The sequence below is a fragment of the Buchnera aphidicola (Chaitophorus sp. 3695) genome, from assembly GCF_964058985.1.
GTDB classification, from domain to species: Bacteria; Pseudomonadota; Gammaproteobacteria; order Enterobacterales; family Enterobacteriaceae; genus Buchnera_J; species Buchnera_J aphidicola_BQ.
Map to the genome: position 1 here is coordinate 194,619 of NZ_OZ060379.1, position 14,029 is coordinate 208,647.

10 protein-coding genes are annotated in these 14,029 nt (G+C 19.2%); 8 read left to right on the forward strand and 2 right to left on the reverse strand.

All coding sequences use genetic code 11. The features are described from left to right. Window positions 1–32 precede the first annotated feature (32 nt). On the forward strand, window positions 33–1,553 hold the full coding sequence (locus AB4W58_RS00845) for a trypsin-like peptidase domain-containing protein (protein WP_367674205.1): 1,521 nt from the start codon (window positions 33–35) through the stop codon (window positions 1,551–1,553). A 94-nt stretch (window positions 1,554–1,647) separates the two neighbouring features. On the opposite strand, the gene dapD is transcribed toward AB4W58_RS00845, so the two are convergent. After that, the gene (gene dapD / locus AB4W58_RS00850) at window positions 1,648–2,472 is read right to left on the reverse strand and encodes a 2,3,4,5-tetrahydropyridine-2,6-dicarboxylate N-succinyltransferase (protein WP_367674206.1); all 825 of its coding nucleotides are present in this window, start codon (window positions 2,470–2,472) and stop codon (window positions 1,648–1,650) included. Between the two features lie 48 nt (window positions 2,473–2,520). Beyond that, entirely contained in the window at window positions 2,521–3,291 is a 771-nt protein-coding gene (gene map, locus AB4W58_RS00855; RefSeq protein WP_367674207.1) for a type I methionyl aminopeptidase, read from the reverse strand. 253 nt (window positions 3,292–3,544) lie between these two features. On the opposite strand from map, the gene rpsB reads away from it, so the two are divergent. The 7 genes from rpsB (at window position 3,545) to dnaE (ending at window position 14,001) form a co-directional block, all read left to right on the forward strand. Further along, entirely contained in the window at window positions 3,545–4,264 is a 720-nt protein-coding gene (gene rpsB / locus AB4W58_RS00860; RefSeq protein WP_367674208.1) for a 30S ribosomal protein S2, read from the forward strand. A gap of 98 nt (window positions 4,265–4,362) precedes the next feature. Continuing rightward, entirely contained in the window at window positions 4,363–5,160 is a 798-nt protein-coding gene (tsf, locus tag AB4W58_RS00865; protein ID WP_367674209.1) for a translation elongation factor Ts, read from the forward strand. Window positions 5,161–5,257: 97 nt separating this feature from the next. Beyond that, a complete protein-coding gene (pyrH, locus tag AB4W58_RS00870; RefSeq protein ID WP_367674210.1) occupies window positions 5,258–5,986 on the forward strand; it encodes a UMP kinase in 729 nt (242 codons plus the stop codon). Between the two features lie 104 nt (window positions 5,987–6,090). Beyond that, the gene (frr, locus tag AB4W58_RS00875; RefSeq protein WP_367674211.1) at window positions 6,091–6,648 is read left to right on the forward strand and encodes a ribosome recycling factor; all 558 of its coding nucleotides are present in this window, start codon (window positions 6,091–6,093) and stop codon (window positions 6,646–6,648) included. Window positions 6,649–7,340: 692 nt separating this feature from the next. Beyond that, window positions 7,341–9,878: an outer membrane protein assembly factor BamA gene (gene bamA / locus AB4W58_RS00880; protein WP_367674212.1), complete on the forward strand. Its 2,538-nt coding sequence runs from the start codon at window positions 7,341–7,343 to the stop codon at window positions 9,876–9,878. Between the two features lie 122 nt (window positions 9,879–10,000). Continuing rightward, window positions 10,001–10,444 (forward strand): 3-hydroxyacyl-ACP dehydratase FabZ, encoded by a 444-nt coding sequence (gene fabZ, locus AB4W58_RS00885; RefSeq protein WP_367674213.1) that lies wholly within the window; start codon window positions 10,001–10,003, stop codon window positions 10,442–10,444. Between the two features lie 62 nt (window positions 10,445–10,506). Then, window positions 10,507–14,001, forward strand: coding sequence for a DNA polymerase III subunit alpha (gene dnaE, locus AB4W58_RS00890; protein ID WP_367674214.1), 3,495 nt, complete (start codon window positions 10,507–10,509; stop codon window positions 13,999–14,001). Window positions 14,002–14,029: the final 28 nt, after the last annotated feature.

A 14,029-nucleotide genomic window follows, 5' to 3' on the forward strand; every position in this document is an offset into this window, starting at 1 on the left:
ATTAAATTTTAATTTAATTTTTTGAGAGCAATATGAATATAAATTTTTTTTTAAAAAAAATAATAATAATATTTTTTTTCTTAATTACTTTTATTTTTTCAAGATTAGCTTTATGTGATAATAACCCTAATGTGAAATTTAATTTGACTGCAGATCAAAATTTAAATTTAGCACCTATGTTAAAAAATATTATGCCTTCTATTGTACGTGTTATTACAAATTATCATAATTTTCATGGTAGATATTTTTGTAACGCTTTGATAGAAAACAAGATTGATAATGTTCATGATAGTAATCAAAATACTTTAAAAAATAAAAATTTTTGTAATAAAAACAAATTTTTAAAAAAATATATAACATATACTTTTAGTCATACAAAGAATAATAAATTAGGTTCAGGTGTTATTATTGATTCTACGAATTCTTATGTTATTACTAATTATCATGTGATTAGTAAAGCTGCTAAAATAGATGTTTATTTAACCAATGGAAAAATATATCATGCTCTTGTAGTTGGAAAAAGTAGAAAAATGGATTTAGCTTTATTAAAATTATGTAATGCTAAAAATTTGCAAGCTATAAACATTGCTAATATTAAAAATGTACATGTTGGAGATTATGCTATTGCAATTGGTAGTCCTTATAATTTAAAAAATTCTGTAAGTTTTGGAATTGTTTCTGCATTAAAAAGAGTAAATCATGAATTAAATTTATATGATGATTTTATTCAGACTGATGCGGCCATTAATCATGGAAATTCTGGTGGTCCTTTAGTAAATACTAAAGGCGAATTAATTGGACTAAATACTTCTATATTATCTAATACTGCAGATGATGGTAATAGTGGTATTGGATTTTCTATACCTACGAATACTATTTTAAGATTTGTGGAACAAATTAAAAAAAATGGAGAATATCATCCAGGAACATTAGGTATTTTAGGAACACAGTTAAATCAAACTATAATAGATGAATTAGAACTTTCTATTAATGGAGGGATATTAATAAATTCAGTTCAAAATCATTCTGCTGCAACAAAAAGCGATCTTTATCCTGGAGATATAATTTCTTCTGTTGATAATAAAACTTTTCATAATATGTTTTATTTTCGATCTATTTTAAAAAATTTTGTTGAAGGTGATGTGATTTCATTAAAAATTATAAGAGATGGAAAATATATTACTAAAAAAGTAACATTAAAATATAATCCATCATCTTTACGACATGCAGGAACATTACATTATAAACTAGAAGGTTCTTTAATAGATGTATATGATTCAAAAAATGAAGAAAAAGATTTAAAAAATTGTTCAGATTGTTGTAATGATAATGAATCATCTATTTCTAATTTAAGTGGAATTATTATAAAAAGTTTAAATAAAAATAGTTTTTCTAAAAGATCTGGATTATGTAAAAATGATGTGATTATTTCAGTAAATCATATTAAAGTTAATGATATTAAGTCTTTGAAAAAAGCTTTATCTGTTTATAAAAATATTATTATTTTAGAAATTGTTCGAGAACAATATAAGTTTTTTAAGATTATTTCTTAAAATAAGAATTTTTAGTTTAATCCGCCCAGAATTTTTTACATAATTTATTGGGCGGTGTTAAGTTTTATATTATATATAAGAAATTTTAAAATAATTATTTTTTATTTCTTAATAAATAATTAATTTCTGTTTTGTTTAAAGTTTGTGAATCTACTTTTTTAACTATAATCGCACTATATAAACTATATTTTTTATCTTTAGAAGGTAAACTTCCTGGTACTACAACTGAATTTTTAGGAACTTTACCATAATATGTTTTTCCAGTAGTACGATCATATATTTTAGTGCTTTTTCCAATAAATACTCCCATAGATATAACAGATCCTTTTTCTATAATCACTCCTTCAACTATCTCAGATCTAGCTCCGATAAAACAATTATCTTCAATAATAGTAGGATTATTTTGTAAAGGTTCAAGTACTCCACCTATACCTACTCCTCCAGATATATGAACATTTTTCCCTATTTGAGCACAAGATCCTATTGTTGCCCAAGTATCAATCATACTTTGACTACCAATATATGCACCAATATTTACAAAACAAGGCATTAAAACAGTATTTTTTTCAATAAACGATCCATATCTTACAATTGCATAAGGTGCGATCCGAATTTTATCTTTCTTAAAGTTTTGTTTTGTATAATTTTTATATTTTAATGAAACTTTATCATAGTAAGAAGTAAAATTTGCATTAAATATTTTATTTTTTTTTAAATATAAAAATAGTAATATAGATTTTTTAATCCATTTATGTGTAATCCATTTTGTATTAATTTTTTCTGATATTCTTATTTTACCTTTATTAATCATATTTATAACATTTTTTACTGTATTTAAAATTTTTTGATTATTTATAATAGTTTGCAGATTATCTTTTTTTTTATATGCATCATTAATTATTTTTTTTATATCATTCATATTTATCTCGATTTATTTTTAGAAATATATTGAATTTAATTTTATTTTTTAAAGAATTTTTTCGTTTTTTCTTAAAGTAAGTACCTTATATCCATTTTGTGTTACTAATATTGTATGCTCGTATTGAGCAGACAAACTATTATCTTTAGTTTTTATTGTCCATTTATCTTTTTCACAATATATATCTTTTTTTCCAGCATTAATCATAGGTTCTATTGTAAATATCATTCCTTGTTTTAATAATATTGTATTATCATGATTATCATAATGTAAAACATAAGGTTCTTCATGAAAATTTTTTCCAATTCCATGTCCACAGTATTCGCGTACAATAGAAAATTTATTTTTTTCAGCTATTTTTTGAATTTTTTTTCCTATTTTTCTTAAAGGTAAATTATGTTTTACAATTTTTATAGATTCATATAAACTTTTTTTTGTAATATTACATAGTTTTTTTGCTAGATTAGAACATTTACCTACAAAAAACATTTTAGAAGAATCTCCAAAATAACCGTTTTTTATGATAGAGATATCGATATTAACAATATCTCCATTTTTTAATTTTTCTTTATAACTTGGAATACCATGACAGACTGTATTATTTTTAGAAATACAAGTATATTTTGGATATCCTTGATATCCGAAACAAGCTGAAACAATTTTTTTTTTATTATAAATATAATCTTTACAGATATCATCAATTTCTCCTGTACTAATTCCAGGAACGATATATTTTTTAATCATATTTAAAACTTGAGCTGTGATTTTTCCTGCTATTGTCATTTGTTTTATATCAAATTCATTTTTAATAATAATCATTATAAAATCCTATATTTTTAAATATTTTTTTGTATTAAAATAAAATATTTTAAAAAATTAATTTTTTATATTTTTATTTAATTTAAATATATTATAATGTATATTTATTTCTTTATACTTTCACAAAAATAATATTTCATGTATATTTTTATTAAGGTATATATATGAATATAATTAATATATATAATATAAATAATATTTTTTATTTTTTTAAATGCTTTATTAAAAATTTTTATAAATATATAGGTGATATATGATACAAATTTCTATGAAAGAAATGTTAAAAGCAGGTGTTCATTTTGGTCATCAAACACGTTATTGGAATCCTAAAATGAAACCTTTTATATTTGGTTCACAAAATAAAATACATATTATTAATTTAGAAAAAACATTACCTATGTTTCAAGATGCATTATTAGAATTAAAAAGAATTCATGCAAGAAATGGAAAAATTTTATTTGTTGGTACTAAACGTTCTGCTAGAAGTTTAATTAAAAAATCTGCTGTTTTATGTAAACAGTATTATGTGAATCATCGTTGGTTAGGTGGAATGTTGACTAATTGGAATACTGTAAGACAGTCTATACAACATTTAAAAGATTTGGAAAATCAATCTAAAGATGGAACTTTTAATAAACTTACTAAAAAAGAAGTTTTAATTAGAACTCGTAAATTATATAAATTAGAAAATAGTTTAGGAGGAATAAAAAATATGGGTGGAATTCCAGATTGTTTATTTGTTATAGATGCTAATTATGAAAATATTGCTATAAAAGAAGCTAATCATTTAAATATTCCTGTATTTTCTGTTGTAGATACAAATTCTAATCCTGATGGTGTTAATTTTATTATTCCAGGAAATGATGATGCTGTTCGATCTGTTAATTTTTACTTAGAGCAAGTAGTATTTGTTATTCAAGATAATATTAAGAAAAAAAATTTTACATATGATGATGTTTTTAAAAAAAATTAATTTTTTTGATATATTTAAAAAATATTATTAAATTTTTTATTTAAATTTTTTATAATATTAAAAAATATGTTTTATTAATAATATATAAAGAAGGTTTTATGCAAATTTCATCTAATTTAATAAAAAAATTAAGATTAATAACTGAATCTGGTATTTTAGATTGTAAAAAAGCTTTATTAAAAAAAAAAGGTAATATTGATGCTGCTATTGATTATTTAAGAAAAAAAGGAAAATCTAAAGCTTTAAATAAAATATCTAGACAAACTTTACAAGGATCTATATTTAATAAAACTAAAAAAAATATAGGAGTCATGTTAGAAGTAAATTGTGAAACAGATTTTGTTTCTAAAGATAAACATTTTATTGATTTTGGAAATAAAATTATATCGTATGCTTTAAGAAAAAAAATAAAAAATTTACTTCAAATACAAGAAAATTTTGATGTTGATCGAATAAATTTAATTTCTATATTAGGTGAAAATATTAAAATTTCTAAATATTCTATTTTAATTGGGGATTTTATTTGTAATTATTTACATCGTTCTAGAATAGGTGTTTTAGTACAAAGTAATTCTATGGATTTTTCTTTAATGAAATATATTGCAATGCATATTGCAGCTAGTAAACCTTTATATTTAAATCCTGAAAGTATTCCGAATGAAGTTCTTATAAGAGAAAAAAATATTCAATTAGATATGTCTTTACAAACGGGAAAATCTAATTTTATATCTAAAAAAATTGTTGAAGGAAGAATGAAAAAATTTTTTAGTGAAATATCTTTAACAAAACAACCTTTTATTTTAGATCCCAAAAAAACTGTTGAACAATATTTATTAGAACATAATATTTTATTAAAAAATTTTGTTCGTTTTGGAGTTGGTGAAAAAATTATATAAATTATAAAATATTATATTATTTTAAAGTATTTTATATTCATTACATAAAAAATTTTATTTAAATTTTTTAATAAATATTGTCTTAATAGGTTTTATTATGGTTAAATATAATCATTTTCTAAAATATCCTCGAGTAGTTTTAAAATTAAGTGGAGAATCATTGACTAGTATAAATAGTAATTCTAGTATTGATTCTAAATCTTTACTTTTTTTATCTAAAGAAATTAAAAAAATTATAGATTTAAATGTTGAATTAGCAATTGTTATCGGAGCTGGAAATTTATTTCGAGGAAATAAATTACAAAATTGTGGAATGAATAGAGTAGTTGCAGATCATATTGGTATGCTATCTACAGTTATAAATGGATTAGCTTTAAATAATTTTATTAGTCAAATGAATATTAAAACTGTATTAATGTCTTCTATTCCGTTAAACGGAATTTGTGAAATTTATGATTGGAATAAAGCAATAAAATTGTTATCACAGAAAACTGTTGTAATATTTTCTGCTGGCATTGGAAATCCTTTTTTTACAACAGATTCTGCTGCATGTTTAAGAGCTATTGAAATTCAAGCTGATATTGTTTTAAAAGGTACAAATGTAGATGGAGTGTATACATCCGATCCAAAAAAAAATGTTAATGCTGTATTATATTCTAAATTAACTTATAAAAAAGTATTAGAAAAAGAATTACAGGTAATGGATTTATCAGCTTTTGCTTTAGCTAGAGATTATAAATTACCTATTCGAGTTTTTAATATTAATAAATTAAATGCTTTATTTAGAATTATAAAAGGTTTGAATGAAGGTACTTTAATTAATTAATTATAAAATATTTTTGAATACAAATATAAATATATTTAATATGAATTTAAATTAATTTTTTATAGTAAGTATATTTAAATAAACAATAATAATAGAGTTCACTTATGATAAGTAATCTTAAAAAAGAAACTGAAGAAAAAATGAAAATTTGTGTTAAAAATTTTGTTTCTTCTATAAATACTTTAAGAACTGATAGAGCATCTCCTGATTTATTAAAAAATTTATATATTGAATATTATGGTAAGAAAACAGTTTTAAGTAATATTTCTAATATTACTGTAGAAGATTCTCGTACTTTGCGTATAAATACTTTTGATCATAAAATTAATAAACAAGTTGAAAAATCTATTATAAATTCCAATTTAGGATTAAATCCTATTTCTATTGGAAATATAATTCGAGTTCCTATACCACAATTAACTGAAGAAAGAAGAAAAAAATTAATTAAGATATTATATAATAAATCTGAAAAAAGTAAGATATCTATTAGAATAGCGCGAAGAGAGTCTAACGATTTAGTAAAAAATTTATTAAAAAATAAAGATATTAGTAGAAATGAAGAAAAAAAATTACAAAATGAAATTCAATTATTAACTGATTTTTATGTTAAAGAAATTAATAATTTAACAACAAAAAAAGAAATTCAATTAAATAGTTTTTAAAATATGAAATTTAATTTATATGTTTTAATTTTATAAAATTTTTTATAAATATAGATTTATAAAAATTAAATTTATAAATATATAATATATATCATAAAAAAATATTTTTAATAAAATTTTTAAATTTAATAAATAATTTTATACAAAATATGTGATTATAAATCTTTTTTTTGAGAATTATTTTTATAAAATCTATATAATTAATATATTTTTATAGATAATAATAAGAAAATATTATATTTAGATGATTTTTTTAAATTAGAATTAGATAAATAGTTTATTATATTATAATATATAAGCAATTAAAAATATTTTGGTTTTCTTAACTTATATAATATAATTTTATATAAATTAAAAATCTGTCTTTTTTTTTAAAATACATCTTTAATAAAATATATTTATTATAATAAAAAATTTTCTTTTTATAACTGTTTAAATATATTAATTATTTTTTTTAAATATATTAAATGTAGTATTTAAATATATAAAATATATAGATTTATTTTAATATAAGAAATTTTATATAGTTAAAAATATATAAATATAATAAATTTATTTATAAATAATTTTAATAATTATAAAAAATTTTTATTAAAATCATAAAATATTTAATAATAAATATTTACTGATTTAATTTTTTATAAATAAATTTATTCATCGAGAGGTTTTCTTTTAAGAAAATTTATAATAATATGAAAATAAAAAAATTTTTTTTATTATTTTTATTAATTTTTAGTATAAACATTGGATATGCACATAATAAAGTATTATTTACAGAAATTTCGTTTGAAGGATTAGAAAGAGTATCTCAAAAATTAGCTTTAAGTTATATAACTTTTCATACGAATGAATTTGTATCTGATAATGAAATTAAAAAAAGTATTCAAAAATTATTATTAAGTAAAAAGTTTCAAAGTGTAAATTTTTTTCAGTTAAATAAAAAAATAATATTTAAAGTAAAAGAATTTCCTATTCTATCAAAAATTTCACTTCAAGGAAATCATGAAATTAATATTGATGTTATAAAAAATTTATTAAATATATCTAATATATTTAAAAAAAAATTTTTTAATAAACAAAATTTATTAATTTTAAAGAAAGAAATATTAAACTATTATTCTCATATTTTAAGAAATCATGTTTTAGTAAATTTTCAAATTTTAGATAAAGGTAAAAATGTTCAGAATTTAAAAATATCTATATTAGATCAAGGACCTACTTATATTCATAAATTAATTTTTTTAGATAATAAAAATTTTAATACAGAGAATTTATTAAATTTATTTAATTTTTATGAAAAACCATTTTTTTTAAAAAAAAAGAATCCAGATCATTTTAGTTATGAGGATTTTCAAATAGGATTAGAGAAATTATATCATTTTTATAATAGTCGCGGTTATTTAAATTTTCATATAGTAAATACTAAACTAAAGTATTTTAATAATAAAAAAAATGTAGATATTTCATTAAAACTTCATGAAGGAAGTCCTTATATTGTATCTTCTATTTTAATTAATGAAATAAAACCTTATTTTATTAAAAATTCTGATATTTTATCATCTATAAAAATTAATAAATTATACAATGTAGATGATTTTTTTATTTTACAAAATAAAATTCAAGATATTTTATTAAGAAATGGTTACTTTTATTCTAATATTAATATAATTCCTATTATAGATAAAATAAATAAAACAGTAAAATTTAATATTAATATTGATAAAAAAAATATATGTAAATTAAATAGTATTCAAATTAAAGGGAATAGATCTATTTCAGAAAAAGATTTAATAAACATAATATATCAAAAAAAAAATAGTGTTCTAAATATAGATTTAATTAAAAGGGATTTAAAAATTTTACAAGAAACGAATTTTTTTGATCAAATTTCTTTTCAATTTCAACCTTTATCTGTTGATAAAAATTCATCTTGTTTTGATTTAATATATTTTGTACATGAAAAAAAATCTAATACTTTTAATTTTGGTTTTGGATATAATACTTTAAGTCAATTAAATTACAATTTTCAATTTAAAAAAAATCACTTTTTTGGAATGGGAAAATCAGTTTCTATTGATTTAGATAAATCTTTTAATAAGAGTAATATAGAAATATGTTATCAAAATCCATATTTTACAGTTCATAAATTTTTTTTAGTTGAAAAAATTTTTGCTAATATTGATGAATTTAATTCAAAAAATAATTTGTATAATAATTTAAATTTTTCGAATCAAAAATTAAAAAAAATATACAGTACTTTTATAGATTTTCTTAAAATTTATAAATTAAATTTTAAGAATAAAATTTTAAATTATGGTATGGAGCAATCTTTATCTTGTTCTATTTTTTCAAAATTTATTTTAAATACATGTATTGGTTATGAATATAACGAATCAAGAAGTATATTTAATAATAATATTTTTCATGCTAATATTGATTTAGATCACAATACATTTCATACAATTAATTCAAATCAAATTTTTAATATACAAAAATATTTTTATATAAATAATTCTATTTATTTTAATAAATTAAATAATCCATTTTTTCCAAATTTAGGTAATGAGTTTGAGTTTTCTATTAAATCATTTTTTCCTACATTAGAAAATAGTTATTTACAATTGATATGCGATAGTAAACAATATTTTCCTATTATAAAAAAAAATAATTTATTAACATTATTTATTCATTCTTATTTCGGTTGTGAAGTATTTCCAGGAGATAATTTATTATTTAGTAATTTTACTGATTCTTATAATAAACATAATCATTCTATTAGAGGATATATTTCAGATAGAATTGGTCCTAAAGTTTTAAAAGAAGATACTATTTTTAATGAAAATATTAATAATATAAATTTAGATCAAAGTTTTAAATCATCAATATACAAAAAAAATAATTTTTTTAATCATACAGTCGGAGGAAATTTAATATCTATAAACAGTATAGAATTAATTTCTTCTATTCCAATTATTGAAAATAAATATTCTAAAGATTTTAGAATATCTTTATTTATAGATTTTGGAAACATATGGAAAAATAATTTTTTCTCAAAAAATAATTTTAAACAAAATTTTATTTATTTTAATCCTAAAAATATTTGTTCTTCATATGGTTGTGCTTTAAAATGGAAATCTCCTTTTGGTTTAATATCTTTATCTTATGCTTTTCCTATAGGAAAATATAATTTGGAAGATTTAGAGCGTTTTCAAATTCATTTTGGGTCTTAATTTAAAGATCTAAACATTAGTGTTACTATAAAATTTTATATTCATCTTATTTTTACTATTTAGTTTTTATAAGATGAATCTTATTTTTTTACATAAATTATTTAATTTTTTTGGTTTATAATATGTGTTTTCATAAAAAAAATAATTTTTTAATGTTTATTCCTCATAGATATCCTTTTTTATTTGTTGATAAAGTAATAGATTTTAAAAAAAAAAATTATTTGATTTCAAAAGTTACATTACATTCTAAAAAATTTTTTTCTGGTCATTTTCCTAAAAATCCTATTTTTCCAGGAGTATACATATTAGAATCTATGATGCAATCTGCTGGAATTTTAGTTGGAATAAGTTGTGTCAATTTTTTTTCAAAAAAAAAAATATATTATTTAGTATGTATTCAGAATGCTAAATTTAAAAAAAATGTTTTTCCAAATGACATAATTTATATTAAAATATTATTTCTAAAAAGTTTTAATAATTTTTTTAAATTTCAAGGTTATGCTTATGTAAAAAATTTTTTAGTATGCGAAGCAACTTTTACTCTTTATATTAAAAATAATTTTTAAAGCATTAATTATCAATTAGTATAATTATTTTATATATTTTATAGGAATGAATTCTAAATTTTATGTTTAATCCTTCTTTTATTCATTTACGCGTACATAGTGATTATTCTATTATAGATGGTTTATCAAAACCAGAAAAAATAGTTGATAATTCTGTTTTATTTAATATGCCAGCAGTAGGAATGACTGATTTTACAAATTTATATGGAGTAATAAAATTTTATAAATATTCTCATAAGAATGGAATTAAACCAATTATTGGAGTTGATTTTAATATTTTATCTGATGATTTTAGTATAAATGAATTAACTATTTTAGCATGTAATAATACTGGTTATGAAAACTTAAAATTATTACTTTCAAAAGCTTATAAAAGAAATTATTCTACTTTAAAAGACATTTATATTAAAAAAAAATGGTTGATAAAGTATAGAAAAGGTTTAATTATATTATCTAGTGGAATAGATGGAGAAATTGGTTCATTTTTGTTAAATAATAAAGAATATTTTCTAAATCAATCGTTAGATTTTTATCAAAAATATTTTGAAAATTATTATTATTTAGAAATTTCTAGAATAGGTCGTATTGAAGAAGAAAAATATATAAAAAAAGTTTTACAATTATCTATTTTAAGAAAAATTCCTATTGTAGCAACAAATAATGTTAGATTTTTAAAAAAAAGAGATTTTATATCTCATATTATTCGAGTATCTATTCATTATGGAATATCTATGAATGAATCTAAAAAATTATTTTTTAAATATACCAAGAATCAATTTTTTAGATCTGAACTTCAGATGAAAAAATTATTTTCAGATATTCCTACAGCGTTAACGAATTCTGTAGAAATTTCTAAGAGATGTAATGTTATTATAGAATTTAAAAAATATTTTTTACCTAAATTTATTACTGGAAAGATGAGTACGAAAGATTTTTTAGTAAAAAAATCTGTTTTAGGATTAAAAAAAAAATTACGAAATATATATTCTATTAATCATAAAAAAAATATTTTAATGCGCAAATTATATAATAAAAGATTAATACATGAATTAAAAGTTATTAATCAAATGCGTTTTCCAGGATATTTTTTAATAGTTATGGAATTTATTACATGGGCTAAAGAAAATAATATACCAGTAGGTCCTGGAAGAGGATCTGGAGCTGGTTCTTTAGTAGCATATGCTTTAAATATTACTGATATTGATCCAATTAAATTTGATTTATTATTTGAAAGGTTTTTAAATCCAGAAAGAATATCTATGCCTGATTTTGATATAGATTTTTGTATGTATAATCGTGATTTAGTTATAGATCATGTTTCTAATGTTTATGGAAAAGATTCAGTTTCGCAAATTATTACATTTGGTACAATGACAGCTAAAGCTGTTATACGTGATGTGGGACGTTCTTTAGGATATCCTTATGGATTTTTAAATAGATTATCAAAATTAGTTCCTTTAGATCCAGGTATAACTTTAAAAAAAGCAATTTCATGTTCAAATGATTTAAAATCTTTATATACATACGATCATGATGTTAGAGAGTTAATAAACGCTTCTAAAAAATTAGAAGGAGTAATACGTAATGTAGGTAAACATGCTGGAGGAGTAGTTATTTCTCCAACTAAAATTACTGATTTTTCTCCTTTATATTATGATAACTTAGAAAAAAAAAATTCAGTAACGCAATTTGATAAAAATGATATTGAAGATATTGGTTTAGTAAAATTTGATTTTTTGGGTTTAAAAACTTTAACAATTATACAATCTACTATTAATATGATTAATAAAAATCATATTAAAAACAATCAAAATAAAATATGCCTTCATGATATTTCTTTAAATGATAAACAAAGTTTTCAGTTATTAAAAAATGTTCAAACTACTGCTATTTTTCAATTAGAATCTAACGGAATCAAAGATTTAATTTTTCGATTAAAACCTGATTCATTTAATGAAATTGTAGCGCTCGTTGCGTTATTTAGACCAGGTCCATTACAATCTGGTATGGTAGATAATTTTATTAATAGAAAACATGGAAGAGAAAAAATTTATTATCCTGATAAAACTTGGCAGCATAAATTATTAAAACCAATTTTAAAATCTACTTATGGAATTATTTTATATCAAGAACAAGTTATGAAAATTGCTCAAATACTTTCTAACTACACTTTAGGTGAAGCAGATTTATTAAGAAGAGCTATGAGTAAAAAAAATTCTAAAGATATGGCTAATCATCGTTTAAAATTTATTTTAGGTGCAAAAAAAAATGGTATTAAAAAAATTCTTTCTAATAAAATTTTTAATTTATTAGAAAAATTTGCTGGATATGGATTTAATAAATCTCATTCTGTTGCATATGCTTTAATATCTTATCAAACACTTTGGTTAAAATCTCATTATCCATCTGAATTTCTTGCATCTGCTATGACTATGGATATGCGTTATTCTAATAAAATTATGATTTTGATAGATGAAGCAAAAAAAATACATGTAAATGTTTTAGGTTTAGATATTAATTTAAGTAAAAAAAATTTTTTTGTGAATAATAATAAAGAAATAATTTTCGGTTTAGGAGCAATTAAGGGAATTGGAGAAAATGCTATTAATAAGATAGTTATTGAAAGAAAAAAAAATGGTATTTTTAAAAATATATATGATTTATGTATTAGAGTTGGTACTAAAATTATTACTAAAAAAATTTTAGAAAAACTAATATTTTCTGGTGCTTGTGATTCTTTTTGTGAAAATAGATTATTTTTATATAAATCTATTTCTAATATCATTGAATCTTCTATTCAATATACTAATATTTTATTATCTAGACAATTAGATTTTTTAAATGAAGATATTTTATATAAAAATTTAAAATATAAAGATCACTTTTTTATAGATGAAAATTGGTCTCATAAAGTTGAATTAGATTATGAAAAATCTGTCTTAGGATTTTATTTTTCTGATCATCCATATGATTATTATTTAAAAGAAATTATGAAATATAAAAAAGTTTTTTTATTAAAATATATTTCTTCTTTGCGAGATAAAAAAGATATTTATGTATCTGGAATCATATTAAGTATAAAAAAATTGCTAACAAAAAATAAAAAAAAAATGGTTATATTACATTTAGATGATAATACAGCTAAAATAGATATAGTAATTTTTGAAGATTTATTATTAAAATCTGAATCTCTTTTAAAAAAAGACAATATATTAATTATAAATGGTTATATAAAAAAAAATAATTTTAGAAAAACTTCTTATGTTATTGCAAATAATATATATACGGTATATAAATTTAGAGAAAAAAAATTATTAAAAATAAAAGTTTTAATAAAAAATTTTAATTTTTCTGAAATATTAATTCAAAAAATAAATAATTATTTATCTCGTTTTATTGGTGGTCGAACCGCTTTATATATTTTAATTCCATCTGATAAAAATTCAATAAAAAAAAATATTGTTTTAAAGAAGTTTTATGTTTATCCTCAAGATAATTTATTTTATTTTTTAAAATCTTTTCCTAACTTAATTAAAATTAGTAAATTTTACTATTAAAAATATTTTATTTTATTAAAATATTTTT